This window comes from Stenotrophomonas sp. YJH_SMC_130 (genome assembly GCF_059369035.1).
Window position 1 is genome coordinate 671,899 of record NZ_JCAFSH010000001.1, and the last position, 23,540, is coordinate 695,438.

The 23,540-nt window shown below is 67.6% G+C and carries 23 protein-coding genes and 1 pseudogene; 11 read left to right on the plus strand and 13 right to left on the minus strand.

What is annotated here, in order from left to right; all coding sequences use genetic code 11:
* Nucleotides 1-13: 13 nt before the first annotated feature.
* Nucleotides 14-508: a Holliday junction resolvase RuvX gene (ruvX, locus tag AC5P5V_RS03185; RefSeq protein ID WP_049410643.1), complete on the minus strand. Its 495-nt coding sequence runs from the start codon at nucleotides 506-508 to the stop codon at nucleotides 14-16.
* Entirely contained in the window at nucleotides 501-1,067 is a 567-nt protein-coding gene (locus AC5P5V_RS03190; protein ID WP_058979385.1) for a YqgE/AlgH family protein, read from the minus strand. The genes ruvX and AC5P5V_RS03190 overlap by 8 nt, the downstream gene beginning before the upstream one ends.
* 92 nt (nucleotides 1,068-1,159) lie before the next feature.
* On the opposite strand from AC5P5V_RS03190, the gene AC5P5V_RS03195 reads away from it, so the two are divergent.
* Both AC5P5V_RS03195 and AC5P5V_RS03200 read left to right on the plus strand, forming a co-directional pair.
* A complete protein-coding gene (locus AC5P5V_RS03195) occupies nucleotides 1,160-2,953 on the plus strand; it encodes a DUF4153 domain-containing protein (RefSeq protein ID WP_134968806.1) in 1,794 nt (597 codons plus the stop codon).
* Entirely contained in the window at nucleotides 2,950-3,492 is a 543-nt protein-coding gene (locus AC5P5V_RS03200; protein ID WP_134956158.1) for a DNA-3-methyladenine glycosylase I, read from the plus strand. Before AC5P5V_RS03195 ends, AC5P5V_RS03200 begins: the two co-directional genes overlap by 4 nt.
* A 73-nt stretch (nucleotides 3,493-3,565) precedes the next feature.
* Here the strand turns inward: AC5P5V_RS03200 and AC5P5V_RS03205 are convergent, their stop codons facing one another.
* Nucleotides 3,566-4,273, minus strand: coding sequence for a YitT family protein (locus tag AC5P5V_RS03205; RefSeq protein ID WP_005415543.1), 708 nt, complete (start codon nucleotides 4,271-4,273; stop codon nucleotides 3,566-3,568).
* Between the two features lie 111 nt (nucleotides 4,274-4,384).
* On the minus strand, nucleotides 4,385-4,597 hold the full coding sequence (locus AC5P5V_RS03210) for a DUF4287 domain-containing protein (RefSeq protein ID WP_134968805.1): 213 nt from the start codon (nucleotides 4,595-4,597) through the stop codon (nucleotides 4,385-4,387).
* A 396-nt stretch (nucleotides 4,598-4,993) separates the two neighbouring features.
* Here AC5P5V_RS03210 and AC5P5V_RS03215 point away from each other — a divergent pair, with 396 nt between their 5' ends.
* Entirely contained in the window at nucleotides 4,994-5,890 is an 897-nt protein-coding gene (locus AC5P5V_RS03215; RefSeq protein ID WP_061479779.1) for a LysR family transcriptional regulator, read from the plus strand.
* A 42-nt stretch (nucleotides 5,891-5,932) separates the two neighbouring features.
* Here the strand turns inward: AC5P5V_RS03215 and AC5P5V_RS03220 are convergent, their stop codons facing one another.
* The 3 genes from AC5P5V_RS03220 to AC5P5V_RS03230 all read right to left on the minus strand — a co-directional run bounded on the left by AC5P5V_RS03220 (nucleotide 5,933) and on the right by AC5P5V_RS03230 (nucleotide 9,317).
* Nucleotides 5,933-6,916 (minus strand): aldo/keto reductase, encoded by a 984-nt coding sequence (locus AC5P5V_RS03220; RefSeq protein ID WP_134968804.1) that lies wholly within the window; start codon nucleotides 6,914-6,916, stop codon nucleotides 5,933-5,935.
* A gap of 121 nt (nucleotides 6,917-7,037) precedes the next feature.
* Nucleotides 7,038-8,180: a PilT/PilU family type 4a pilus ATPase gene (locus AC5P5V_RS03225; protein WP_308141532.1), complete on the minus strand. Its 1,143-nt coding sequence runs from the start codon at nucleotides 8,178-8,180 to the stop codon at nucleotides 7,038-7,040.
* A 99-nt stretch (nucleotides 8,181-8,279) separates the two neighbouring features.
* The gene (locus AC5P5V_RS03230; RefSeq protein WP_004147099.1) at nucleotides 8,280-9,317 is read right to left on the minus strand and encodes a type IV pilus twitching motility protein PilT; all 1,038 of its coding nucleotides are present in this window, start codon (nucleotides 9,315-9,317) and stop codon (nucleotides 8,280-8,282) included.
* Between the two features lie 87 nt (nucleotides 9,318-9,404).
* Between AC5P5V_RS03230 and AC5P5V_RS03235 the strand changes: the two genes are divergently transcribed.
* Together AC5P5V_RS03235 and proC are read left to right on the plus strand one after the other, a co-directional pair.
* Nucleotides 9,405-10,082 (plus strand): YggS family pyridoxal phosphate-dependent enzyme, encoded by a 678-nt coding sequence (locus AC5P5V_RS03235; protein ID WP_231352589.1) that lies wholly within the window; start codon nucleotides 9,405-9,407, stop codon nucleotides 10,080-10,082.
* Between the two features lie 18 nt (nucleotides 10,083-10,100).
* Nucleotides 10,101-10,922 (plus strand): pyrroline-5-carboxylate reductase, encoded by an 822-nt coding sequence (gene proC / locus AC5P5V_RS03240; protein WP_134969239.1) that lies wholly within the window; start codon nucleotides 10,101-10,103, stop codon nucleotides 10,920-10,922.
* 59 nt (nucleotides 10,923-10,981) lie between these two features.
* Here the strand turns inward: proC and AC5P5V_RS03245 are convergent, their stop codons facing one another.
* Nucleotides 10,982-11,857, minus strand: coding sequence for a LysR family transcriptional regulator (locus tag AC5P5V_RS03245; RefSeq protein ID WP_231352588.1), 876 nt, complete (start codon nucleotides 11,855-11,857; stop codon nucleotides 10,982-10,984).
* 98 nt (nucleotides 11,858-11,955) lie between these two features.
* Here AC5P5V_RS03245 and AC5P5V_RS03250 point away from each other — a divergent pair, with 98 nt between their 5' ends.
* Nucleotides 11,956-12,558 (plus strand): short chain dehydrogenase, encoded by a 603-nt coding sequence (locus tag AC5P5V_RS03250; RefSeq protein ID WP_134969238.1) that lies wholly within the window; start codon nucleotides 11,956-11,958, stop codon nucleotides 12,556-12,558.
* A gap of 78 nt (nucleotides 12,559-12,636) precedes the next feature.
* Here the strand turns inward: AC5P5V_RS03250 and soxR are convergent, their stop codons facing one another.
* Nucleotides 12,637-13,071 (minus strand): redox-sensitive transcriptional activator SoxR, encoded by a 435-nt coding sequence (gene soxR, locus AC5P5V_RS03255; protein WP_005415534.1) that lies wholly within the window; start codon nucleotides 13,069-13,071, stop codon nucleotides 12,637-12,639.
* Nucleotides 13,072-13,100: 29 nt separating this feature from the next.
* Here soxR and AC5P5V_RS03260 point away from each other — a divergent pair, with 29 nt between their 5' ends.
* Nucleotides 13,101-14,522, plus strand: coding sequence for an MFS transporter (locus AC5P5V_RS03260; protein ID WP_061479771.1), 1,422 nt, complete (start codon nucleotides 13,101-13,103; stop codon nucleotides 14,520-14,522).
* Nucleotides 14,523-14,609: 87 nt separating this feature from the next.
* On the opposite strand, the gene AC5P5V_RS03265 is transcribed toward AC5P5V_RS03260, so the two are convergent.
* Nucleotides 14,610-16,631 (minus strand): esterase/lipase family protein, encoded by a 2,022-nt coding sequence (locus tag AC5P5V_RS03265; RefSeq protein WP_134969237.1) that lies wholly within the window; start codon nucleotides 16,629-16,631, stop codon nucleotides 14,610-14,612.
* On the minus strand, nucleotides 16,631-17,605 hold the full coding sequence (locus AC5P5V_RS03270) for an Lnb N-terminal periplasmic domain-containing protein (RefSeq protein WP_231352745.1): 975 nt from the start codon (nucleotides 17,603-17,605) through the stop codon (nucleotides 16,631-16,633). The genes AC5P5V_RS03265 and AC5P5V_RS03270 overlap by 1 nt, the downstream gene beginning before the upstream one ends.
* Before the next feature lie 170 nt (nucleotides 17,606-17,775).
* Between AC5P5V_RS03270 and AC5P5V_RS03275 the strand changes: the two genes are divergently transcribed.
* Entirely contained in the window at nucleotides 17,776-18,180 is a 405-nt protein-coding gene (locus AC5P5V_RS03275; protein ID WP_154350332.1) for a GFA family protein, read from the plus strand.
* Nucleotides 18,181-18,458: 278 nt separating this feature from the next.
* On the opposite strand, the gene AC5P5V_RS03280 is transcribed toward AC5P5V_RS03275, so the two are convergent.
* Nucleotides 18,459-19,976 carry an MFS transporter gene (locus tag AC5P5V_RS03280; protein ID WP_231352587.1) on the minus strand — a complete coding sequence of 506 codons (1,518 nt, stop codon included), beginning with the start codon at nucleotides 19,974-19,976 and terminating at the stop codon, nucleotides 18,459-18,461.
* Nucleotides 19,977-20,083: 107 nt separating this feature from the next.
* On the opposite strand from AC5P5V_RS03280, the pseudogene AC5P5V_RS03285 reads away from it, so the two are divergent.
* Nucleotides 20,084-21,008: pseudogene (locus AC5P5V_RS03285) on the plus strand (LysR family transcriptional regulator).
* A gap of 25 nt (nucleotides 21,009-21,033) precedes the next feature.
* Here the strand turns inward: AC5P5V_RS03285 and AC5P5V_RS03290 are convergent.
* The gene (locus AC5P5V_RS03290; protein ID WP_134969374.1) at nucleotides 21,034-21,963 is read right to left on the minus strand and encodes a LysR substrate-binding domain-containing protein; all 930 of its coding nucleotides are present in this window, start codon (nucleotides 21,961-21,963) and stop codon (nucleotides 21,034-21,036) included.
* Between the two features lie 115 nt (nucleotides 21,964-22,078).
* Between AC5P5V_RS03290 and AC5P5V_RS03295 the strand changes: the two genes are divergently transcribed.
* Both AC5P5V_RS03295 and AC5P5V_RS03300 read left to right on the plus strand, forming a co-directional pair.
* Nucleotides 22,079-22,777 carry a glutathione S-transferase family protein gene (locus AC5P5V_RS03295; protein ID WP_134969375.1) on the plus strand — a complete coding sequence of 233 codons (699 nt, stop codon included), beginning with the start codon at nucleotides 22,079-22,081 and terminating at the stop codon, nucleotides 22,775-22,777.
* Nucleotides 22,778-22,864: 87 nt separating this feature from the next.
* Nucleotides 22,865-23,539 (plus strand): class I SAM-dependent methyltransferase, encoded by a 675-nt coding sequence (locus AC5P5V_RS03300; protein WP_134969376.1) that lies wholly within the window; start codon nucleotides 22,865-22,867, stop codon nucleotides 23,537-23,539.
* Nucleotide 23,540: the final 1 nt, after the last annotated feature.

Below are 23,540 nucleotides of genomic sequence, written 5' to 3' on the forward strand. Positions count from 1 at the left end.
GGGAGTCGTGCAGTCAGGGAATGGGGGTGGCGTCGTCGGGAGACGACAGCCAGCGGTCGATGATCACCGCCGCGGCCACGGCGTCGAGGGCGGCCGCATCACGGCGACGCTTGCGCCCTTCGGCGCGCTCGACGGCGAAACGGCGGGCCGCCTCGACCGAGCTGGAACGCTCGTCGATCATCACCACCGGCAGCTTGAAGCGTTCCCGCAGCTGGCGGGCAAAGCCCTGCGCACGCTTGCGGTTGGGCTGGTCCTGGCCGTCCAGGGTCAGCGGGTCGCCGACCACCAGGCCATCGGGCTTCCATTCCTTGAGCAGTCGTTCGATCGCGGTCCAGTCCGGGCCGTTGCCGTGCACATCGACCACCGCCACCGCGCGCGCATGCGCGGCGAAGGCACTGCCGATGGCCACGCCGATGCGTCGCGAGCCAACATCAAAACCCAGGACCGTGCCGTCGCGACGGATGGCCGGCGCAGCAGGAACCGGGGCGGGCGTGATGGGCTCAGACATGGCCGCTGTAGTCGGTCAGCCGGAACAGGTCCACGCCGATGCGCGAAGCCGCCCCCTGCCAGCGCTGCTCCAGCGGCAGCTGGAACACCAGCTCGGCATCGGCCGGCACGGTCAGCCAGCTGTTCTCGGACAGCTCGCTTTCCAGCTGCCCTGCGCCCCAACCGGCACAGCCGAGGGTGACCACCGCATTGGCCGGGCCTTCGCCACGCGCCATCGCTTCGAGGATGTCGCGCGAGGTGGTCAGGTACAGGCCGTCGCCCACGGTCAGGCTGGAATCCCACGCGCGCGCGTCGTCGTGGATGACGAAGCCGCGTTCGGGATGCACCGGACCGCCATTGAGCACCATGCGCGCCTGCAGCTCGCCATCACCGGTGGTGATGTCCATCTGCGCAAGCACTTCACCCAGCGTGTATTCGGAAGGCTGGTTGACCAGTACGCCCATCGCCCCGTTCTCGTCGTGCTGGCAGATCAGCGCGACGCTGCGGGCAAAGGTCGCGTCGAGCAGCGACGGCAGCGCGACGAGCAGGTGATCGGCAAGGGAGGTCGGCATTACAGGCATGGGCCCATTCTACCTGCTGGGGGCGGGATGGTCGCGCGATGGCGCCGAACCGCGATGGGCTAGGATGGTGCTTTGCCACGGAAGGTCATTAGATGCAGTCTTCATCGCCCCTGACCCTGCCGGCACGCAGCGCCATCGTCCTGATCGCCCTGCTGCAGGGCCTGATGCTGTACGCCGCGCAGGAGCTGTCCGATGCCTGGCCCTTCCGCGATATCGGCTGGCGCTACTGCTGGTACGCCTGGGTGCTGGCCATTCCCAGCGCGGTGGCGCTGAGCCTGGTCGAGCTGGGCCAGCGCCGCCTGTGGCTGCAGGCCGTGCTTGGCTCGACGGTGGTGCTGGCGCTGGCCGGCTGGATCGGCTGGAACCTCAATGGCGAAACCGCACTGGAATCGGGCGCGCTGCAGTTTCCGTTGACCCTGGGCATGGGCGTGGCGGTGTTCGTGGCCCTGCCCTGGTGGCAGTTCCAGCTGCAGCATGGGCACTGGCGCGCCAGCTACCCCGAGTTGTTCGAGCGCGCCTGGCAGAACGGTTTGACCCTCGCTTTGGCGGCGCTGTTCACCGGGCTGACCTGGCTGCTGCTGTGGCTGTGGGCAGCGCTGTTCCAGCTGCTGGACGTGAATGTCTTCCGCGACCTGTTCCGGCAGGACGCTTTCATCGCACTGGCCACCGGCACCCTGGCCGGGTTCGGCGTGCTGATCGGGCGCACCCAGCACCGTGCGATCCAGATCACCCGCCAGGTGCTGTTCGCGATCTGCCGCGGGCTGCTGCCGCTGCTGTCGTTCATCGCCGTATTGTTCGTGCTGAGCCTGCCGCTTACCGGGCTGGAACCGCTGTGGAAGACCCGTTCGGCCGCCAGCCTGCTGGTGGTGGTGTCGCTGCTGCTGGTGACGTTCACCAATGCGGTCTACCAGCAGGGGGAAGACAGTGTCTCCTACCCTCTGGTGCTGCGCAGGCTGGTCGAAGCCAGCCTGCTGACACTGCCGGTTTACGCCGCGCTGGCACTGTATGCATTGGGCCTGCGCGTGGCGCAGTACGGCTGGACCCTGGATCGCTTCTGGGCGGTACTCGTCGCATTGGCCACGGCCGGCTATGCCGTGGGCTACGCGCTGGCGGTGCTGCGCCGGCAGCGCCGCTGGCTGCAGATGCTGGAGCCGGTCAACCGCTGGATGTGCTGGGCGGTGCTGGCACTGGCCCTGCTGGGCAACTCGCCCCTGCTGGACCCGGTGCGGCTGACCCTGTCCAGCCAACTGGAGCGGCTGCGCGCGGACCCGCCGGCGATCACCAGCAGCGACGTCAACGTGCTGCGCTTCGATCTGGGGCGCCGTGGCGTGCAGGCGCTGCGCGAACTGCAGCGCGATCCGGCCATCACCGCTGATGCCAACGCGCCACAGGTGATCGCTGCAGCACTGGCACGCACCTCACGCTGGGACGACGGCCATCGCCTCGATAAGGGGCCGCAGGACGTCGCCGCGCTTCAGCGCGTGCTGAAGCTGGCCAAGGGATCCAGTTCGCCACCGGACGACTGGTGGAAAGCTCTGGCCACCCGATCGATCAATGGCGAATCCTGCGCCCAGAGCGAGCGCGACTGCCTGATCGTGCATCGCGACCTGGACGGCGATGGTACCGGCGAGGTGCTGCTGTGCGAGCTGAACACCCACCGTGGACCGGACTGCGTACTGTACGCACGTGGCAAGGATTCGCAGTGGCGCCGGGCCGGTGCGCTGTTCGGCACCGTCAGCGGCCAGGCCGAGACGATCAACCAGGCCCTGCGTGACGGCAGACTCACGCTCATTCCACCGCGCTGGCCGATGCTGTCCATCGGCGGGCACCCTGCGGTGGCCATCGATCCCGAATCCGAATCCGATTCCAACGAGCCTTCCCCATGAGCGGCTACTGCCTCATCGCCCCGGGCCATCCGGTGCACGACTATTACCACGCCAACGAGTACGGCTTCCCGCAGCGTGACGAGCGCGAGCTGTTCGAGCGACTGGTGCTGGAAATCAACCAGGCCGGCCTGAGCTGGGAAACGATCCTGAAGAAGCGCGAGGGCTTCCGCGCGGCCTACGACGGCTTCGATGTCGACCGCGTAGCGGCGTATGCCGAGCAGGACATCGAGCGCCTGCTGTCGGACGCGGGCATCATCCGCAACCGGCTGAAGGTGCTGGCGGCGATCCACAACGCGCAGGTGATCCAGCAGCTGCGGGCCAGCCATGGCAGCTTCGCGGCGTGGCTGGATGCGCACCACCCGCGCAGCAAGGCCGACTGGGTGAAGCTGTTCAAGAAGACGTTCCGCTTCACCGGCGGCGAGATCACCGGCGAATTCCTGATGAGCCTGGGCTACCTGCCCGGTGCGCACGCCGAGGACTGCCCGGTGCACGCGCGGCTGTTGACGCTGTCGCCGCCGTGGCTGCAGGCCACCAGGTAGTGCCGGCCGCTGGCCGGCAGCCTCGGAATGCCGCAGGTGCTGCCGGCCAGCGCCCGGCACTACCGTCGAATCGTCACACGCCCATGTAGCGGCCGGGGCGGTGGTTGAACATCAGCACGAGGCTGAGCACCACCGCGCCGATGGCCGAGTACAGCACCTTCGATGGCGACAACACGAAGAACGCGGCCACCATCAGGCAGGCATCGTAGGACATCTGCACCTTGCCCGCGCTCCAGCCACGGGTGCGCTGCAGGTACACCGCCAGGATGCCGATGCCGCCAAGGCTTGCACGGTGGCGGATGAAAAAGAGGATGCCCAGGCCGGACAACGCACCGCCGACGATCGCCGAGTAAAGCGGGTTGATGTGCGAGAAGTCGATCCAGCGCGGCAGCAGGTCGGTCAGCACGCCACAGGCGGTGACCGCGGCGAAGGTCTTCAGGGTGAATTCCCAGCCCATGCGCCGCAGCGCCACCCAGTAGAACGGCAGGTTGACCAGCACGAACACCAGGCCGAAGTTCCAGCCCATCGCGTAGTGCAGCAGGAAGGCCATGCCCGCCATGCCGCCGATCATCAGCCCGCCCTTGGCGAAGATGGCCAGGCCCAGCGAGGCCACCATCGTGGCCAGCACCATGCCCTGCACGTCCTCGGCGATCGAGTGACGCAGCGCTTTGTCATCGGCGGTGGTGCCGGCGCTGTCGGGCGGCGGGGTCAGCGGACCGGCGGTGACCAGGTGGCCGTCAGCGTCGTCGCACGGCGCGGGGCCATGGGAGGGAAGGGACATGCGGGTGGGGGAACAGCAGGTGGGGAGCGCTATTAGACACGATCCGCATGACAGTTGCAGATGAAATCGTTCAGCTGAATGCGTCCCACCCTGCCCTCCGCCGGCCGCTGGTTACCCCTTGCCGGCCAGGTGGTATGCCACCAGCGCGTTGGCGTGGCCATGGCCCAGGCCGTGCTCGCTCTTCAGGAAGCTGACCAGTTCCATGTATTTCAGGCCCTTCTTCCCCGCCAGCAGCCCGAACCAGTGCGCCACCGGCTGCCCGTAGGTCTTCTCGATGGAGGGGAAGTACGAGGCCGGGCCTTTCGGCTTGGTGTCAGTGCTCATCTGCAGCTCCCGTTGAAGTCATTCATTCGACGAACCACAGTCCCTGAAATCGACATACCTACACGTTTGACCCGGTGCCGACCAACGGTCGGCACCCACCAAGGCAGAATGCCGTTCCAACAGCTCGCGGGAAACTGTCGAAGGCGGGGTGGCTCAGGTTGCGGGGCGTGAGCGCCATGGGCCCGAGGCATGCCTCGGGCGGGTTGGGCAGGACGCCCAACCCCGGTCTTGCCGTGTGCGCAGGACAGCGCACACGAGCAAGCGCGACCGAGCCACACGGACGGCGTCCCCCTCAACCGGACCCACCCCGCCATCCCACGGAATGCACGCATTTGACGTTGACGTTGCCTTGGCTTGAAGCAGGTGCCGGGCGCAGCCCGGCCGTATCATTCCCGCATGCCCCGCGAAAATCTCAACGACCTGCAGGCCTTCGTCCACGTTGCCCGCGAGGGCAGCTTCACCAAGGCTGCCGCCCAGCTGGGCGTGTCCCAGTCCGCGCTCAGCCATGCCATGCGCGGACTGGAGCAGCGCCTGGGCGTGCGCCTGCTGACCCGCACCACCCGCAGCGTCTCGACCACCGAAGCCGGTGCCCGCCTGCTCGATACCCTGGCCCCGCGCCTGGCCGAGATCGAGGACGGGCTGGCCGCGCTGGCCGAGTACCGTGAACGCCCGGCCGGCACCATCCGTATCAATGCCACCGGCCACGCCGCCGAGTACATCGCCTGGCCCAGGCTGGCGCCGCTGCTGCAGCAGTATCCGGATTTGAAGGTGGAACTGGCGGCCGACTACGGGTTGGCCGACATCGTGGCCGAGCGCTACGACATCGGCATCCGCCTGGGTGAGCGGCTGGCGCGCGACATGATCGCCGTACCGATCAGCCCGCCGCTGCGCATGCGCGTGGTCGGGGCGCCCAGCTACTTCCGCCAGCACGTGGTGCCGCGGCATCCAGACGACCTGGCCGGGCACAACTGCGTGACCCTGCGGCTGCCCACGCATGGTGGGCTGATGCCGTGGGATTTCGGCCAGGACGGCAATGAACTGAGCGTGCGCGTGAGCGGCCAGTGGACGTTCAACACCATGGGCATGACCCGCACCGCTGCGCTGGCAGGCAGCGGATTGGCCTGGCTGCCGGAAGACCAGGTGCAGCCGATGCTGGACGATGGCCGGCTGCAATCAGTGCTGGACGACTGGTGCCCGCACTTCGATGGCTACTACGCGTACTACCCTTCGCGCCGCCACGTGACCGTGGCGATGCGGACGGTGCTTGATGCGCTGCGCGGGCCGATGGGGTGAGGGTCAAGGAGTGCGGACCCACTGTCCGCACTCACCGGCTGGTCAGCCCTTGGCCTGTGCCGCACGCTGCGCGTTGTAGCGCTCGCCAACGATCGACACTTCGTCCAGCGCCTGCGCGATGCGTTGCAGTTCTTCCGGCGCCAGCTGCAGGTCGGCCGCGCCCAGGTTTTCTTCCAGGCGATGAACCTTGGTGGTGCCCGGAATCGGCACGATCCACGATGCCTGCGCGAGCAGCCAGGCCAGTGCGACCTGCGCAGGCGTCGCACCGCGCGCTGCCGCAATCGTGCTGATGCGATCCACCAGCGCCTGATTGGCGCGGCGCGCCTCCACTTCGAAACGCGGCACGCTGTTACGGAAGTCGTTGGCGTCGAAGGTGGTATCGGCGTTGATCGCACCGGTCAGGAAGCCGCGGCCCAGCGGGCTGAACGGCACGAAGCCGATGCCCAGCTCCTGCAGCGTCGGCAGCAGCTCACGCTCCGGTTCGCGCCACCACAGCGAGTACTCGCTCTGCACGGCGGTGACCGGCTGCACCGCATGCGCGCGACGCACGGTGGCAGCGCTCGCCTCGGACAGGCCGAAGTGGCCGACCTTGCCCTCGGCGATCAGGTCGCGCACGGTACCGGCCACATCCTCGATCGGCACGTTCGGGTCGACGCGGTGCTGGTAGAACAGATCGATATGGTCGGTACGCAGGCGCTTGAGGCTGGCTTCGGCCACGGCACGGATGTTCTCCGGGCGGCTGTCCAGGCCGGCATCGGTGCGCGCATCTTTGAAGCCAAACTTGGTGGCGATCACCAGCCTGTCGCGGTAGGGGGCCAAGGCCTGGCCGAGCAGGTCTTCGTTGGTGTACGGGCCGTACACCTCGGCGGTGTCGAAGAAGGTCACGCCGCGCTCGACGGCGGCGTGCAGCAGGGCAATGCCCTGGCTCGGTTCGACCGGCTGGCCGTAGGCATGGGTCAGGCCCATGCAACCCAGGCCCAGGGCGGAAACCTTCAGGCCGCTGCGGCCGAGTTCACGTGTCTGCATCGTCGTACTCCAGAGGGGGAATGCTGACGATACGCCTGCGGTGGCGATGGATTGAGCCGGCTGGACCGCAGTCGGTCATGACTGGAATTCATCAATCCGGTCATGACCGTTGCCGGTCAGGTCAGCGGATTTCGGAGATCTCCACCCCATCCAGCCCCTGCGACAGGGTGCGCGCGTCGCCGCCCTGGCTGAGCTTGATGCGCAGGCGCACCTCGTTCTGCGAATCGGCGTAACGCAGCGCGTCCTCGTAGCTGATCTCGCCGGCCTGGTACAGCTCGAACAGGCTCTGGTCGAAGGTCTTCATGCCCAGCTGGACCGAGTCCTTCATCACTTCCTTCAGCTTGTGGATCTCGCCGTCGCGGATGTAGTCCTGTACCAGTGGCGTGCCCAGCAGGATCTCCATCGCGACCTTGCGCGAGCGGCCATCGGGCGACGGCACCAGCTGCTGCGCGACCACGCCCTTGAGGTTCAGCGACAGGTCCATCAACAGCTGGTTGCGGCGGTCTTCCGGGAAGAAGTTGACGATGCGGTCCATCGCCTGGTTGGCATTGTTGGCATGCAGCGTGGCCAGCACCAGGTGGCCGGTTTCGGCGAACGCGATGGCGTGGTCCATGCCTTCGCGGGTACGCACCTCGCCGATCATGATCACGTCCGGCGCTTGGCGCAGGGTGTTCTTCAGCGCCGCTTCCCAACTGTCGGTATCGATGCCGACTTCGCGCTGGGTGATGATGCAGCCCTCGTGCTTGTGCACGAATTCGATCGGGTCTTCGATGGTGATGATGTGGCCGGTTGAGTTCTGGTTGCGGTAACCGATCATCGCCGCCAGCGAAGTCGATTTACCGGTACCGGTGGCACCGACGAACAGGATGATGCCGCGCTTGGTCATCGCCAGCGTCTTGATGATCGGCGGCAGGCTCAGCTCTTCCACGGTCGGAATGCGCGTCTCGATGCGGCGCAGCACCATGCCGACCTGGTTGCGCTGGTAGAAGCAGCTCACGCGGAAACGGCCGACACCGGACAGGCCGATGGCGAAGTTGCATTCGTGGGTCTTCTCGAATTCCTCGCGCTGCGCCGGGGTCATCACGTTGAGGACCAGGTCGCGGCTTTGCTGCGGCGTCAGTGGCGTCTGCGTGATCGGCGAGATCTTGCCGTTGACCTTCATCGCCGGTGGCATGCCGGCCGTGATGAACAGGTCCGAGGCGCGCTGGTGCGCCATCAGCTTGAGGAACGAAGTGAAATCGATGGTGGTCGCGGTGCTGTTCACGGCGGGCTCCCAAGAGGGCATGTACCAGGAAACGGTCGGTGGAGGAAACGGCACGGGGACGGCGCCGCACTGGTGCACGCCGCCCGTGGTTGTCCCGCCTTACTCGAACAGGCGCTTGTCCTTGGCGTACTCGCGGGCCTGGTTGCGGGTGATCAGGCTGCGCTTGACCAGGTCCTGCAGATGCTGGTCCAGGGTCATCATGCCGTACTGCTGGCCGGTCTGGATGGCCGAGTACATCTGCGCCACCTTGTCCTCGCGGATCAGGTTGCGGATGGCCGGGGTGCCGACCATGATTTCCCACGCCGCGGTCCGGCCGCCGCCGACCTTCTTCAGCAGTGCCTGCGAGATCACCGCACGCAGCGACTCGGACAACATCGAACGCACCATCGGCTTTTCGCCAGCCGGGAACACGTCGATGATACGGTCGATGGTCTTGGCCGCCGAACTGGTGTGCAGGGTGCCGAACACCAGGTGGCCGGTTTCCGCGGCGGTCAGTGCCAGGCGGATGGTTTCCAGGTCGCGGAGTTCGCCGACCAGGATGATGTCCGGGTCCTCACGCAGTGCCGAGCGCAGTGCTTCGTTGAAGCCATGCGTGTCACGGTGCACTTCGCGCTGGTTGATCAGGCACTTCTGCGAGGTGTGCACGAATTCGATCGGATCCTCGACGGTGAGGATGTGGCCGTATTCGTTCTTGTTGATGTAGTCGATCATCGCCGCGAGCGTGGTCGACTTGCCCGAGCCGGTCGGGCCGGTCACCAGGATCAGGCCCTGCGGTTGCTGGATCACCTCGCGGAACAGCGGCGGGCAGGCCAGGTCCTCGAGGGTGAGCACCTCGGACGGAATGGTACGGAACACCGCACCGGCGCCGCGGTTCTGGTTGAACGCGTTCACACGGAAGCGCGCCAGCGACGGGATCTCGAAGGAGAAGTCCACTTCGAGGAATTCCTCGTAATCGCGGCGCTGCTTGTCGGACATGATGTCGTACACCAGCGCGTGGACCTGCTTGTGGTCCAGGGCCGGGATGTTGATCCGGCGAACGTCGCCGTCCACGCGGATCATCGGCGGCAGGCCTGCAGACAGGTGCAGGTCGGACGCTTTGTTCTTTACGGAAAACGCCAGCAGTTCGGCGATATCCATGAGCGGCTACTCCCCAATAACGGCTTCGACTGGAAGGATCTTTCCCCGGGCGGCAGTATAGCCTCCTGATTCAACGGAACGCGTTACGTGGCCACTCCCCTGCCCCAGATCCTGAGCAACCTGCATGCCGCCGCCGAGGCGGCCGGCCGGCCCGATCCGCGCCTGCTGGCCGTGTCCAAGACCCAACCGGCCGAGGCCGTGGCCGCGCTGGCCGCACAGGGCCAGCAGGCCTTCGGCGAAAACTATGTGCAGGAAGCGCTGGCCAAGATGCAGGCGCTGCAGCACCTGGCGCTGGAGTGGCACCTGATCGGCCACCTGCAGTCGAACAAGGCCGAGGCCGTGGCCACCCACTTCGACTGGGTGCAGAGCGTGGACCGGCCCAAGCTGGTAACGGCGCTGGCGCGCCATCGCCCGGCCGCACGCGGCCCGCTGAATGTGCTGATCCAGGTCAACATCGACGATGAATCCAGCAAGCACGGCTGTGCTCCGGAAGAAGTGGACGCACTGGCCGCGGCGATTGCCGCCGAGCCCACCCTGCGCCTACGTGGCCTGATGGCGATTCCTGCGCCGTGGCCCGAGGTGGAGCGCCGTCGGGATGCGTTCGTGCGCATGCGCACACTCTTCCAGTCGCTGGCCGCCCAGCATGCACAGGTCGACACGCTGTCGATGGGCATGAGCAGCGACTACGCCGACGCCATCGCCGAGGGCGCCACCCTGGTGCGCATCGGCACCGCCCTGTTCGGCGCGCGCCCGCGCCCGGCCTGATTTTCCAAGGAGACATCCATGGCAGCTGATTCCATCACCTTCATCGGCGGCGGCAACATGGCGCGCAGCCTGATCGCCGGCCTGATCCGCCAGGGCGTGCCCGCCGCGCACATCCATGTGGCCGAACCGGTTGCAGCGCTGCGCGAGTCGCTGGCTGCCGACTTCGGCGTGCAGGTACACGACAACGCCACCGATGCCGCCGCACAGGGCAGCACCTGGCTGCTGGCGGTGAAGCCGCAGGTGCTGCGTGAGGTCTGCAAGTCGCTGCAGGCACTGGCCCAGGCAAACCGGCCACTGGTGGTGTCGATCGCTGCCGGCATCACCAGCGCACAGCTGGAGCGCTGGCTGGGTGGCAACCTGCCGGTGGTGCGCGCAATGCCCAATACCCCCGCTCTGCTCGGCGCCGGCGTGACCGGCCTGTATGCCACGCCCTCGGTGGATGCACAGCAGCACGCGCAGGCCGAACAGGTGCTGGCCAGTGCCGGGCGCACGGTGTGGATCGAACGCGAGGCACTGATGGATTCGGTCACCGCCGTGTCTGGCAGCGGGCCGGCCTATGTGTTCCTGCTGGCCGAAGCGATGGAAGCAGCGGGCATTGCCCAGGGCCTGCCGGCCGACGCCGCGCGCACGCTGGTGGTGCAGACCCTGCTGGGCGCCTCGCGCATGCTGGATGAGGCCGGTGAGAGCCCCGCAGAGCTGCGCCGCCGCGTGACGTCACCCAACGGCACTACCCAGGCCGCGATCGAGAGCTTCCAGGCTGGCGGCTTCGAGGCACTGGTGGACACCGCACTGCGCGCCGCGCAGGTGCGTGGACAGGAATTGTCTGCGGCGAATGATTGATCCCGATGTGTGCCGACCAACGGTCGGCACCTACCATCATCCACGCATGGCGTGGATGTTCATTGCCCCAACGTGGCCATGACGAAATCCACGAAGCAATGCAAACGCGGGCGCGGACGTCGATCGGGCAGGTAGATCAGGTGCATCGGCCGCGGTTCGGGCAGGTAGTCGCGCAGCAGCGGCTTCAACCGCCCCGCTGCGATCTCCGCCGCCAGCAGTGCGGTGGGCTGCAGTACCAGCCCGGCCCCGGCCACGGCGGCTTCGCGCAACGCGAAGCCATCGTTGCTGCTCAGCCGTGCCTCCCAGTCGACCTGTTCGCCGTTGGCCAACTGCCAACCATGCCCGCCGCGCCAGGCCAGGTGGCTCAGGCAGTCGTGCCCCTGCAGGTCATCCGGTGTTCGCGGCGTGCCGCGCCTGCGCAGGTAAGACGGCGCCGCGCACAGGCTCATCGCATACGGCGGCAGCGGCCGCGCCACCACCTCCTGCGATGGCAACGGCCCGACCCGGATCGCCGCGTCGAAGCCATCTTCGATCAGGTCCACGCGGCGGTTGCTCAGGTCAAGCTCGATATTCAACTGCGGCTGCGCGCGCAGCAGGCCGGCCAGCTGCGGCGCCAGCACGCAGCTGCCCCAGGTGGTGGGCGCGCTGACCCGCAACAGGCCACGCGGCTGTACCTGCAGGCCGGCCACATCGGCCTCGGCCTGCTGCACCTGCTCCAGCACCTGCCGGCACCCGGCCAGGTAGGCGCTGCCGGCTTCGGTCAAGCGCTGGCGGCGGGTGTTCCGTTGCAGCAACGCGGTGCCCAGATGTGCTTCCAACTGCTGGATGTACTTGCCCACCATCACCGCCGACACCTGCAGCTGTTCGGCGGCGCCGGCGAAGCTGCCGCGCTCGGCCACGGCGACGAAGGCCTGCATGCAGCGAAGGGTATCCATTGCTAATCCAGAGTTAGGAATCTGCGAATCATACGCCGCTTACCTAACCCCGCTGTGACGGCGCAGACTGCGCTCACTCCCACACGCAAGGAACGGCCATGAAGATCCTCCTCGTCGGTGCCAGTGGCACCCTCGGCCAGGCAGTCGCCCGTCAGCTCGGCCAACAGCATCAGATTCTCGCCGCCGGCCGCCACAGTGGCGAACTGCGCGTGGACCTGACCGACGACGCCAGCGTCGCCGCGCTGTTTGCGCGTACCGGTGCAGTCGATGCGGTGATCTCCACCGCCGGCAAGTTGCACTTCGGTCCGCTGCAGGACATGACGCCCGAGCAGTTCAACCTGGGCCTGCAGGACAAGCTGCTGGGCCAGGTGCGGCTGGCACTGGCCGCCCAGCACCATCTCAACAGTGGCGGCTCGATCACCCTGACCAGCGGCATCGTCAGCGCACAACCGATCCGCGACGGCGTCAACGCCACCGCAGTGAATGCCGCACTGGAAGGCTTCGTGCGCGCCGCCGCACTGGAACTGCTCCCGCGCGGCCTGCGCATCAACGTGGTCAGCCCGAACGTACTGATCGAATCGATGGCGGCCTACGGCCCCTACTTCCCGGGCTTCGAAGCGGTAAGCGCGCAACGCGCCGCACTGGCCTTCCAGCGTGCAGTGGAAGGCATCCAGAGCGGCGAGACGATCACGGCCTGGTAAGAAAAAGGGGACGGAGGGGATTAAGTCGTTTTCGTCCGCCGGGCATGGCCCGGCGCTACCGGGAGCGCGTCCCCTTTTTCATTCCCAGCGCATCGGGCCATCGCCGCGTTCGCCGAGAACGTCGCCAGGGTTGGCCAGGCGGCAATGCTGCAGTGACAGGCAGCCACAGCCGATGCAGCCGGTCAGTTCATCGCGCAGCAGCTGCAGCATGTGGATGCGCTCTTCCAGCTCGGTGCGCCAGCGCGCGGACAGCTTGGCCCAGTCAGCCTTGGTCGGTGCACGGCCTTCAGGCAGGCTCTCGAAGGCGCGGCCGACCGCTTCCAGGGGCATGCCCACCCGCTGCGCAACGCGGATCACTGCCAGCCGGCGCAGCACGTCGCGGCTGTAACGGCGTTGGTTGCCCGAGGTGCGCAGGCTGCTGATCAGCCCCTTGCGCTCGTAGAAATGCAGTGCGGAAACGGCCACGCCACTGCGCTGGGAGACCTCGCCAACGCTGAGTTCCTGGGATGCCATTGCTTGACCTCAACTATAGTTGAGGTGGCATGCTGCTATCTTCGCCGCCCGTTGACAAGCGCGGCCCGCACCTGACAGGTATGACCCCGACCCTCTCTCCCGCCGACACCCGCCTGCCGGCTGACACATCGATCCTGTCCGCGCGCTACCGCGCCACCACCCTCGGCATGGTCGCGCTGGTCGCGCTGCACGCCTTCGAAGCATTGGCCGTCGCGGCCGCGATGCCCACGGTGGCCGAAGCACTCAGCGGCCTGCGCCTGTATGCGCTGGCCTTCGGTGGCACCCTGGCCACCAGCGTGATCGGCATGACCCTGGCCGGACGCTGGGCCGACCGCCAGGGCCCGGCACGGCCGCTGTGGTACGGCCTGGCCTGCTTCGTGCTGGGCCTGCTGCTGGCCGGCTTCGCCGTGCGCATGGGCATGCTGGTGGCCGGGCGCCTGCTGCAGGGCCTGGGTGCGGGCGCGATTTCGGTCTCGCTGTACGTGATGGTCGGCCGCAGCTACCCCGAGCACCTGCGGCCGAAGGTGTTCGCGGCATTCTCGGCGGGCTGGGTGGTGCCCTCGATGGTCGGCCCGGCGCTGAGCGGCCTGATCGTCCAGCATCTCGGCTGGCGCTGGGTGTTCCTGGCGGTGCCGCTGCTGGCAGTCCCTGCTGCCCTGTTGCTGCGGCCTGCGCTGGCGCGCATGCAGGCCTCCGCCGACAGCAACGACGACGAGGGGCGCGGCAACGTCGTACGTTGGGCCAGTGGTGCATCGCTGGCGGCGCTGCTGCTGTACTTCGGCGGCCAGCAGCACGGTCCGACCGCCCTGCTCTGCATCGGCGTGGCGATGCTGGCGCTGCTGCTATGCGTGCATCGACTGCTGCCGGCCGGAACGCTGATCCTGCGCAGGGGCCTGCCCAGCGTGATCGCACTGCGCGGCATCGCCGCTGCCGCATTCTTCGCCTGCGAAGCCTACCTGCCGCTGCTGCTGCAGCGCGAACGCGGACTCCCGCCCAGCTGGGCCGGCGCGGTGCTCAGCCTCGGCGCACTCGGTTGGTTCGCCGGCTCCTGGCTGCAGGGTCACCAGCAGCGCGGCTGGTCACGCCAGCAACTGCTGCGCGTCGGCACGGCGATGATGACGGTCGGCATCGCCGCAACGCTTGCGGTGTTGTTCAATGCAGTGCCATTGCCGGTGGCCCTGGTGGGCTGGACGGTCACCGGTTTCGGCATGGGCATGATCTACGCCAGCCTCTCGGTACTCACGCTTTCGCTGTCAGCAGCGCATGAGCAGGGTGCCAACACGTCGGCCCTGCAGCTGAGCGAGGCCCTGTCGGTGACCACCGCGCTGGCGGTCTCCGGTGCGTTGTTCGCGCTGTTCGTGGAAAGCGCGCCGCACACCGGCTACCTGCTGTGCCTGGCGATCACCTTCGGCCTGGCGGTGCTGGCTGCGGTGATCGCGCGGCGGGTGTAGCGCCGTCGGGTTTCGGCAGTGCCGGTCGCTGGCCGGCACCATCACGGGATTCCCGCGTGCGCGGAGAGTGCCGGCCAGCGGCTGGCACTACCGGGTCCCCGTCCCCACGTCATCGATATCCCGGTGCAGGATGCGCCGCACTTCCAGCACCGCTTGCGGGGTCTCCTGCACGCTGTGGCCGGAAATGATCACCTTCTCCGACTGTGCACCCGGCAGGTGCGCACTCCAGTACGGCACCAGTCCGTCATCGGACTTGTCCACCGGCAGCTCCGGCTTGCGCTGGGCGATGATCGAGTGGTACTTCAGTCCCGCTTCGATCGGCAGCTGCGCTGCGGCCTTGACGAACGGATCGCTGGCCTTGAGGTTGTCGATGCTGTTGGGAATCTTCGGCTTGGCCGTGCCATCGACCTGCTGCTCGGCCTGCGCCAGCGCCATGAACACGTCCTCGAACTTGCCGAGGATGGTCAGTGGCAGGCGCACCAGCCGGCCCAGCAGGCGCCCGACCTTGTTGCCGGCAATATCGGTGCCCTGGTGCGGCGCAGCGATGAAGATTGCGCGCTCCACGTTCGGCTGTGCCTTGAAATGCAGCAACGGCCCCAGCTTGTTCTGCACGCGCTTCAGACGCTCGCCCTTCAGGTCATAGTTGGCCAGCAGGTCGTTCCACAGCACGTCACCGGAATCGCTCACCAGCAGCCGCGCGAGCACGCCGCCCATGCTGTGGCCGATGTAGACCATGTCCTTCGATGCACGCGTGCTGCCATTGGGATCGAAGTGCTTCAGCGTGTCGTTGAACGCGTTGGCGATCTCGTAGCGGTTCAGCGCGATCGGTGCGTTGGTCGGGTAATAGACCTGCCACACCTGGAACTGCTGGCGCAGCTCCGGGTCGCCCATGATCTCGTTAGCCAGGTTCACCCAGGCTTCCGGGCTGCTGGCCAGGCCGTGCAGCATGAAGATGATGCGGCGGTTCGGGTCCCACGGCTGCATCAGGTAGATGTGTGGCTCGCCGATGCCCTCGCTCATGCCGAACAGGGTGCGCAGTGACTGCCGGGCGAAGCCGCTCTGGGCAAGCCACAGGCCGTAAGCCGCGGTGAAATTGCCGGCCAGCGGCACCTGCTCGCCGTGCAGGGTGATGCGCTCGGTGGCTTCCGGCGAATAGGCATCCAGTTCAACCCGGCGCGTCCGCATCACATCGTCCAGGCTGCTGCCTTCGAAGCGCAGCAACGCAGTGACGTTGATCGAGGACATCTCGCTGAACTCAGGCACCGAATCGTCATGCCGGTGGCGACGGCCACGGCGCTCGTGACCGCCTTCATCCGCTGCCGTTTCGGCCTTCGGGCCATCCGCTGCGACTACGGGTGCGACCAGCTTCGGCGGGTCCATCACCATCACCAGCTCGGCACCGAAGCCATCACGGCGATAAGTACTGCGCAGCCCGACGAAGCTGACCGTGCCGGCCGGCACCAGCTGCGCGGGAATGCTTTTCAGGTTCAGCTGCTGGTAGTTGGAGGCCAGCGACCAGCTGCCAACCGAGATCGGCTTCGTGTAGTCCTCGCCCGCCAACGCAGCGGCGCGCGCACGCACGAACAGCACCACCGCTGCCTTCTCGGCGGCGTAGTTGTAGTAGTCGCGCACCTGTGTCTGCCGGTCCTCGAAGGCACGGTCGGACGGCGAGCGGCCGCTGTAGAACAGGTAGGCATAGGCGTAGCGCGCGGCTTCCAGCCAGGCGTCCAGCGCTGCGTCGCTCATCGGCGGATCACCGGCTGCGGTCTTCTTCGGCGTCAGCGCCAGCGCGGCCTTCACCCACAGTTCGGACAGCGCCGACAGCCGCTGCTCGACATTGAGATCGTCGGTCATCAGCAGCGTGCTGCGGCAGACCAGGAAGTCCTTCTCGCACTGCGATTCGTCCAGGCCTGCCGCGCTGAGCGTCTCGCGCGCGGCGGGGCTGAGCTTGCCGGTATTGAGCACGTCGGCACGCTTGTTGACCAGCGAATCGCTGGATTTGACCTGCTTGACGGTGACCATCGCACAACCGCTGCTGCCCAGCAGCAGGAAGGCGGCGAACAACACCGGCAGCGCACGCTGCCAGCGGATCAGGAGGAGTCGAGTCATTACTGCGGGTCCTGCTCGGTGCCAGGTACGCCCTGGCGGATCACGGTGGAGAAGTGTTCGCCGCTGCCCAGGTCCAACGCGCGCTGGGTGATGCGGCCCTTGTCGTGCAGCTCGGCGTACGGCACACCCGGGGTCAACGCACCCACCTCCTGTGCGTACTCGGCCAGGTAGCCGGACAGCAGCAGGCGGTAGTCCAGCGGCAGGCGCGGCGCGATGTGGCGGGCCAGGTCGAAGACGATGGTGGTGCAGTTGCTGGTGAGCGTGTTGTAGAAGCCCGGCTTCGCATCCAGTTCGCGTGCCTGTGCGACGTACGCGGCAAACAGCTCCTTCAACTGCGCACGGTCCATGCCATGCAGGCGGTACAGGTAGACATCCTCACCGCGCGCATTGGTGCGGGTGCGGATGATGTCGGTCTCCTCCGCGGCCACCAGGGTCATCTCGAACTTGCGGAAGAAGCCGCCCAGTGCCGAGAACGATTCGCCGCGCTCCTTGCGGATCTCCAGCGAGAACACCACGTGGCGCCCATCCTCGAAGCCAAACGAGATGAGGGTGTGGGCGATCGCCGGGCCCATCCAGTACGACAGCACCAGGTCGGCCGAGCGCAGCTGGTCCAGGTCGTACGCGCGGCGCACCCAGTGCGCGTCGTAGTCGGTCTCGCTGCGCCAGGTGAAATCACGCACGTTGTCGAACACCACGTGGCGCCCGTCGAAGGACACCACATGCAGGCGCTGGGCCACGTCGTCGGCCCATACGCGGTCCTGGCGCGGGGTCAGCAGCAGCCACCAGAGGCCAGCCAGCGCCAGCGAAGCGCCGAACGCCAGGCCCAGGCGACGGCTGCTGCGGCCACGCGCGACCCGCCACGAGGCCCACAGCGCAGCCAGCAGCCACAGCACGGCAACGCCGTTCGCCAGCCAGCCCGGCCCGGGCATCTGGTAAGCCAGCAGCCCGGTCACCCACAACGCTGCCAGCGCCATGGCACTTCCTGTCATCCAACGTCCTGCGGCTCTCACTGGCATCCTGTCGCGGTCCCGAAGCCGCATAGTTAGCCACAAGCGGGTTCACCGTGGCATCTACGGCCCGTTCAGGCACGCCGGCGCACCGTCTGCGGCGGCCCCGCGGCCAGATGAATCACACAGGAGCAACGATGGGCATCACTTCCGTGGCCGGCGTTCCGGTCCAACCCCGGCACCGCGCAACCTGCCACTGCGGCACGGTCGAGCTGCTGCTGGACCTGCCGGACGGGATCGTCGATCCCCGCCGCTGCGACTGCTCGATGTGCCGGCGCCGTGGCGCCATCGCCGCCAGCGTCCCCCGCCACGGCCTGCAGGTGGTGCGCGGGCAGCATCACCTGCAGAAGTACCAGTTCAACACCCATGTGGCCGAGCACTACTTCTGCGGCGTGTGCGGCATCTACACCCATCACCGGCGCCGCTCCAACCCGGACGAGTACGGCTACAACGTGGCCTGCCTGGAAGGCATTGATCCGTTTGCGCTGGGGGTCATTCCGGTCAGCGACGGGATCAATCACCCGTCAGACCGCAGCGACTAGTGGCGCGTGCGCCGCGGCGGCGTGGCGATCTTCTGCCAGGGCGCCATGCCGCTGCGCCCCGCCCGCGCGGGTCGTTTCAGCCAGGGCCGGCGTGGCGGCGCCTGCGGCGCATCCGCGACCGGGGGAGGAAGCGGTCGACGGCTGGGCCAGAGATGGTCGAGCAGCCACATGGCGGGTCTCCGTGGGGGACGGGGACGATCAACATTAGACCTGGATGGGCATGGGTGGCGTGAGCGGAAGACGACAACGGGATGACGGCGGAGGGGGCGATGAGCCTGCTACGCCGTATGCTCGGCCAACGTGCCTTTGCGTTTCCGCAGCAACAGGTGCAACAACACAGCACACACAGCCGTCAGCAGTGCCAGTACACGCAGCAGTGTTGCCAGCGCCTTGGCGCTGACCTGCTGCAGCTGCTCACCGCTCATCGCCGGCAGCAGTGCCGCCGCCTGGTCTTGGGACCCGCTCGCCAGATAGGCACCGGCGCGTGCCAACGACGAGGGCGATGCCCCATGCAGCTGCTGGTCGGCCAGCATCGCCAGCAGCGCCGTCACTGCGGCCAGGGCGATGCCTTCGCCCGCTACCCGCACGGTTCCGAAGATGCCGGCGGCCATGCCCGCACGCTGTACCGGCACCACGCTCACCGACAGCCCATCCATCAGGCCCCATGGCAAGGCCGTCCCTGCACCGACCAGCATCAGCAACGGCACCCACTGCAAGGGCGACGGCTGCGATGCGTGGCGCGACAACAGGTACAGGCCAGAGGCACAGACCAGCAGTCCCAGCGTGCACAGCCGCGCACTTCCAACGCGCTCCGCCCAGCGCGCAGCCAGCATCGGCAGCACCAGCATCGGCGCGGACAGCGCCAGCATCTGCAGTCCCACCAGCGTCGTGCTCTGGCCATGCACGCCCAGCAGTTGCAGAGGCAACACGACCAGCAGCACCACGTAGCCCAGGCAGGTCGCCACCGGCAGCAGCTGGACGCCGAGAAACGCCGGTTGCCAGAACAGTGAGAGGTCCAGCAACGGGGAAGGATGCAGCCGTTCGGTACAGACGAACGCGCCGCCCAACAGCAGCGTCGCCAACAGCGCCAGCTGCACGCGACCGGCGTGCAGGCCGTACTCGCCCAGCCACAGCAGGGCCAGGGTCAATGCCGCCAGCATCAGGCTGAAGCCCAGCATGCCGGCGATGTCCAGCCGTCCGCGCTCGCCCCGGCTTTCGGGCAACGCGCGCGCGGCCAGTGCGAACGCCGCCAACGTCAGCACACCGCCCGCAGCGAACACGCTGCGCCAGCCCAGCGCCTGCAGCAGCAGGCCCGCGAGCAGCGGCCCCAGCGCCAGGCCCGCACCGAATGTCGTGCCCAGCAGGGCGAAGACACGGGCACGCCTCGGTCCCTGCCAGCCCTGCGCCAGCGCAGCGGTGCCCGAGGCCAGCGCTGCGGCAGCGGCAACGCCCTGCAGAGCGCGCGCCAGATCCAGCCACAGCAGCGTAGGCGACAGGCATACAGCGGCCGTCGCGACGGTGAAGCCGGCCGTGCCCAGCAGGAACATCCGCCGTCGGCCATGGCGATCAGCCAAGCCACCGGCAGCGAGCAGCAGGCTGCCGAAGGTGAGCATGAAGGCGTTGGTCACCCAGGCCAGCGCAGTGGGCGATGCCACTGAGGAGCGGGACAGCACCGGCACCGCGACGGCGCCGGCGGTGAAGGACAACGGCAGCGCCAGCGCGGCCAGGCAAACCGCAAGCAGCGTCCAGCGTTGCGGCGTCTGGGCAGGTACAGGGAGCATCGAAACCGGGGCCATGCGGGCCTCCATCCATCAGGGGCATTGATGATGGGCGGGCCGTTATTCCTGAAAAACAGGCTCTATGGACGTTGATTGCGGCCATATGTTCCGCAATCATGTCGGTCATGGACTCCATCTCTGCCCTGCTCGCCTTCGTCCGAACCGCAGAGGCCGGCAGCATCGTCGGCGCTGCCCGCGTACTCGGCCTGTCCGCCTCGGCGGTAGGCAAGCGCATCGCCCGCCTTGAACAGAACCTGGGCACCCGTTTGTTCCAGCGCACCACCCGCCGCGTGCACCTCACCGACGAAGGCGAACTGCTGCTGCAGCGCTGCCGCCGCGCACTGGATGAACTTTCCGAAGCGCAGGCGGACCTGGCGCAACGACAGCACGCTCCCAGTGGGCTGCTGCGCATCGGCCTGCCCACCATCGGCTACCGCTTCCTGCTCCCGGTGTTGCCCGGATTCCAGCGACGCTACCCCCAGGTGCAGCTGGAACTGGAGTTCAATGACCGCATCGTCGACGTGGTCAGCGAAGGGCTGGACGCGGTGATACGCAGCGGCGAACTGGCCGATTCCAGCCTGACCGCACGGCGACTGGGCGGCTTTCGTTTCATCCTCTGTGCGGCACCGGGGTATCTGAAGGCGCACGGCATTCCCGGCGATGTAGGCGACCTGCGCCTGCACACCGCGCTGCGCTTCCGTTACCCCACCACCGGAAAGCTGCATCCGTGGCAGCTGCCGGGCATCGAAGGCGACGCCGGGGCGCGCCTTTCCACGGCGATGACCTGCAACAACATGGAAGCCGTGCTGGCCGCTGCGATCGGTTGCATGGGCCTGGCCTGGATGCCTGACTTCCTCGCCGCCGACGCGCTGGCCGACGGCCGCCTGCAACGGGTGCTGCCTGCGCTGCCCACGCACCAGGGGCAGTTCTCGCTGCTATGGGCCGGTGGGCGCCATCCCAGTGCACGCCTGCGGGTGTTCATCGACTATGCCGTCACGAACCTGTTCCAGGACGCCTCATAAAAAGGGGACGGAGGGGATTAAGTCGTAATCGGCCCTACTGTGCCCGAAACGACCTAATCCCCTCCGTCGCCTTTTTCCCTGGGCGCTGGCGCTGCGTTGAGCTGGTAATGCGCGACCAGCGCATCCACCACCGCGCGCACGCCCGGCAACTGTCCACGACGATGCGGCAGCAGCACGCTGGTGGTCACTTCGCCGGCATGCCACGCCGGCAGGACCTGCTGCAGGCGGCCGGCCGCAATCGCTGTGGCACACAGGCTGTGCGGCAACACCGTGATGCCAAGGCCCGCTTCGGCCGCCGCGATCAGCAGCTGCGATTCATTGCCGACCAGCGCAACCTGCGGTTCCACCTGCACGGTGCGGGCGTCGGTGCCGTGCAGTGTCCAGCGCGTTGCGTGGCGCGCCGTCAGCAGGCCGGCATGCGCGCGTAGCTGCTCGGGCGTATCCACTGCTGGCGCGGCTGCCAGATAGCCAGGCGACGCCACCAGCACGATGCGTTCTCTACTCAGCGAGCGCTGCACCAGACCGGAATCCGGCAGCGGACCGAAGTGGCTGCGCAAGGCAATGTCGATGCCTTCCTGCGCCAGGTCGACGAAACGATCACTCACTTCAACTTCGATGCGCAGCCGCGGATAGCGGCGGGCCAACGCGGGCAGGCACGCGGCGAGCTCGCCCTGCACCACCGGAATCGAAGCGCTGATGCGCACGGTGCCACTCGGTTCGGCCTGGCGGTCACGGACAATGGCCTCGGCGGACTCCACCTCGGACAACGCCGCGCGTGCGCGATCGAAGAACGCCTGGCCGACTTCGGTCAGCGCGAAGCGCCGCGAACTGCGTTGCAGCAGCCGTACCCCGAGGTGTTCTTCCAGCAGCGCCACGCGCTTGCTCAACGTCGAGCGCGGCAGGCCCAGATGGCGTCCGCCTGCTGCAAAACCGCCCTGCTCCACTGCGGCCACGAACAGGGCCAGATCGTTGAGGTTGAGCATGCACAACGTCCACAGGTATGGACTTCAGGATGCCATTCGAACCGCTTCCGGGGCAATGTCCACGCAGGCACGCTTTCCTCACCCGCCGCATCGCGGCTTGAACCGGAAACCTGCCATGACCCCGATTCTCTTCTACGGCGTGCCCTCGGGCTGCTCGTTCGGCTCCATCGTTGCGCTGGAGTGGCTGCGCCAGCCGTATCACCTGTGCCGCATCGACATGCCCGGCCAGGTGCAGGGCGAGGACTACCGCCGCCTCAATCCACTGGGCGAAACCCCGACGCTGCGAACCGCGCAGGGCGAGCTGCTCAGCGAGAGCCTGGCCATCCTCAACCACCTGGCCGCCAAGGGCATCGCACAGGGGCTGGGCTTCGCACAGGGCACCTCCAGCTTCGATCGCCTCAACCATCGGCTGGCCTATCTCAACACCAGCTTCTTCGGTGCCTACGCCCCGCTCTGGCACGCGCTGGAACACGCCGAGGGCGATGACGGCAAGGCGCTGCGTGCCTATGGCACCACCAAGGTGCGCCAGGCCCACCAGGCGCTGGAGCAGATGCTCAGCACAGGCCCGTGGCTGCTGGGCGAGCAGCGCAGCTTCGCCGACGCCTACTTCGCCGGCATCGGCCGCTGGAACGATTACCACCAGGTGGTCGACCGCCGCGAGTTCCCCAGGGTGCAGCAGCTGTTCGAGCGCCTGCAGGACGACGCCGGCGTGCAGTTCGCCCACGCCATCGAAGCACAGCGGCCGGCTACCAGCAGCGGTGGCTTCCTCGGCGAGGTGCGGCTGGAAGACGTGCTTGAGGCCGCGGCGGCCTGAGTCCTGCCCTGCCTGTGCGGCAGCGGCGCGCAATGCCTCTTGCGCGCCGCGCTACAGTGGTATGTCCCCTGCTGCAGGAATCCGCGCATGTCCTCGTTCTCCGACCCGCAGGCCGTTGCCCGCTATGCCGAGGGCCCGCTGCGCCAGGTGCCGGGCTTCCTCGCGCTGCAGCAGATGAGTCGCCTGCTGCTGGCCGAACACGTTCCCGCGCAGGGCCGCGTGCTGGTGCTGGGCGCCGGTGGCGGGCTGGAGCTGAAGGCTTTTGCCGAGGCGCAGCCGGGCTGGCAGCTGCTGGGCGTGGACCCGGCCGCACCGATGCTGGCCCTGGCCGAGCAGACACTGGGCCCGCTGATGTCGCGCGTGCAGTTGCTGGAAGGCTACATCGACGATGCCCCCGACGTGCGCTTCGAAGGTGCCAGCTGCCTGCTGACCCTGCACTTCCTCGACGCCGCGCAGCGCCTGCACACGCTGCGCGAGCTGCACAGGCGCCTGCAGCCCGGCGCGCCGCTGGTGGTGGCCCACCACAGCGTGCCGCAGGATCCGGACGGCAAGCTGCGCTGGTTGCAGCGCTACACCGCGTTCGCCGAAGCCTCGGGTGTTGCCCACGCCGATGCACAGCGCGCGATCGACGCCATTGCCGAGCGACTGCCACTGCTGGCGCCCGAACAGGAAGTGGCGCTGCTGCAGGAGGCCGGCTTCGACGGCGTGGAGCTGTTCTATGCGGGCTTCAGCTTCAAGGGCTGGGTGGCGTACGCCGGCTGAT

What these genes read in the sequence shown, in the direction of transcription:
- ruvX (WP_049410643.1), bottom strand. Translation starts at nt 508, where the DNA reads ATGTCTGAGCCCATCACGCCCGCCCCGGTTCCTGCTGCGCCGGCCATC.
- AC5P5V_RS03190 (WP_058979385.1), bottom strand. Translation starts at nt 1,067, where the DNA reads ATGCCTGTAATGCCGACCTCCCTTGCCGATCACCTGCTCGTCGCGCTG.
- AC5P5V_RS03195 (WP_134968806.1), top strand. Translation starts at nt 1,160, where the DNA reads ATGCAGTCTTCATCGCCCCTGACCCTGCCGGCACGCAGCGCCATCGTC.
- AC5P5V_RS03200 (WP_134956158.1), top strand. Translation starts at nt 2,950, where the DNA reads ATGAGCGGCTACTGCCTCATCGCCCCGGGCCATCCGGTGCACGACTAT.
- AC5P5V_RS03205 (WP_005415543.1), bottom strand. Translation starts at nt 4,273, where the DNA reads ATGTCCCTTCCCTCCCATGGCCCCGCGCCGTGCGACGACGCTGACGGC.
- AC5P5V_RS03210 (WP_134968805.1), bottom strand. Translation starts at nt 4,597, where the DNA reads ATGAGCACTGACACCAAGCCGAAAGGCCCGGCCTCGTACTTCCCCTCC.
- AC5P5V_RS03215 (WP_061479779.1), top strand. Translation starts at nt 4,994, where the DNA reads ATGCCCCGCGAAAATCTCAACGACCTGCAGGCCTTCGTCCACGTTGCC.
- AC5P5V_RS03220 (WP_134968804.1), bottom strand. Translation starts at nt 6,916, where the DNA reads ATGCAGACACGTGAACTCGGCCGCAGCGGCCTGAAGGTTTCCGCCCTG.
- AC5P5V_RS03230 (WP_004147099.1), bottom strand. Translation starts at nt 9,317, where the DNA reads ATGGATATCGCCGAACTGCTGGCGTTTTCCGTAAAGAACAAAGCGTCC.
- proC (WP_134969239.1), top strand. Translation starts at nt 10,101, where the DNA reads ATGGCAGCTGATTCCATCACCTTCATCGGCGGCGGCAACATGGCGCGC.
- AC5P5V_RS03245 (WP_231352588.1), bottom strand. Translation starts at nt 11,857, where the DNA reads ATGGATACCCTTCGCTGCATGCAGGCCTTCGTCGCCGTGGCCGAGCGC.
- AC5P5V_RS03250 (WP_134969238.1), top strand. Translation starts at nt 11,956, where the DNA reads ATGAAGATCCTCCTCGTCGGTGCCAGTGGCACCCTCGGCCAGGCAGTC.
- soxR (WP_005415534.1), bottom strand. Translation starts at nt 13,071, where the DNA reads ATGGCATCCCAGGAACTCAGCGTTGGCGAGGTCTCCCAGCGCAGTGGC.
- AC5P5V_RS03260 (WP_061479771.1), top strand. Translation starts at nt 13,101, where the DNA reads ATGCTGCTATCTTCGCCGCCCGTTGACAAGCGCGGCCCGCACCTGACA.
- AC5P5V_RS03265 (WP_134969237.1), bottom strand. Translation starts at nt 16,631, where the DNA reads ATGACTCGACTCCTCCTGATCCGCTGGCAGCGTGCGCTGCCGGTGTTG.
- AC5P5V_RS03270 (WP_231352745.1), bottom strand. Translation starts at nt 17,605, where the DNA reads ATGGCGCTGGCAGCGTTGTGGGTGACCGGGCTGCTGGCTTACCAGATG.
- AC5P5V_RS03275 (WP_154350332.1), top strand. Translation starts at nt 17,776, where the DNA reads ATGGGCATCACTTCCGTGGCCGGCGTTCCGGTCCAACCCCGGCACCGC.
- AC5P5V_RS03280 (WP_231352587.1), bottom strand. Translation starts at nt 19,976, where the DNA reads ATGGCCCCGGTTTCGATGCTCCCTGTACCTGCCCAGACGCCGCAACGC.
- AC5P5V_RS03290 (WP_134969374.1), bottom strand. Translation starts at nt 21,963, where the DNA reads ATGCTCAACCTCAACGATCTGGCCCTGTTCGTGGCCGCAGTGGAGCAG.
- AC5P5V_RS03295 (WP_134969375.1), top strand. Translation starts at nt 22,079, where the DNA reads ATGACCCCGATTCTCTTCTACGGCGTGCCCTCGGGCTGCTCGTTCGGC.
- AC5P5V_RS03300 (WP_134969376.1), top strand. Translation starts at nt 22,865, where the DNA reads ATGTCCTCGTTCTCCGACCCGCAGGCCGTTGCCCGCTATGCCGAGGGC.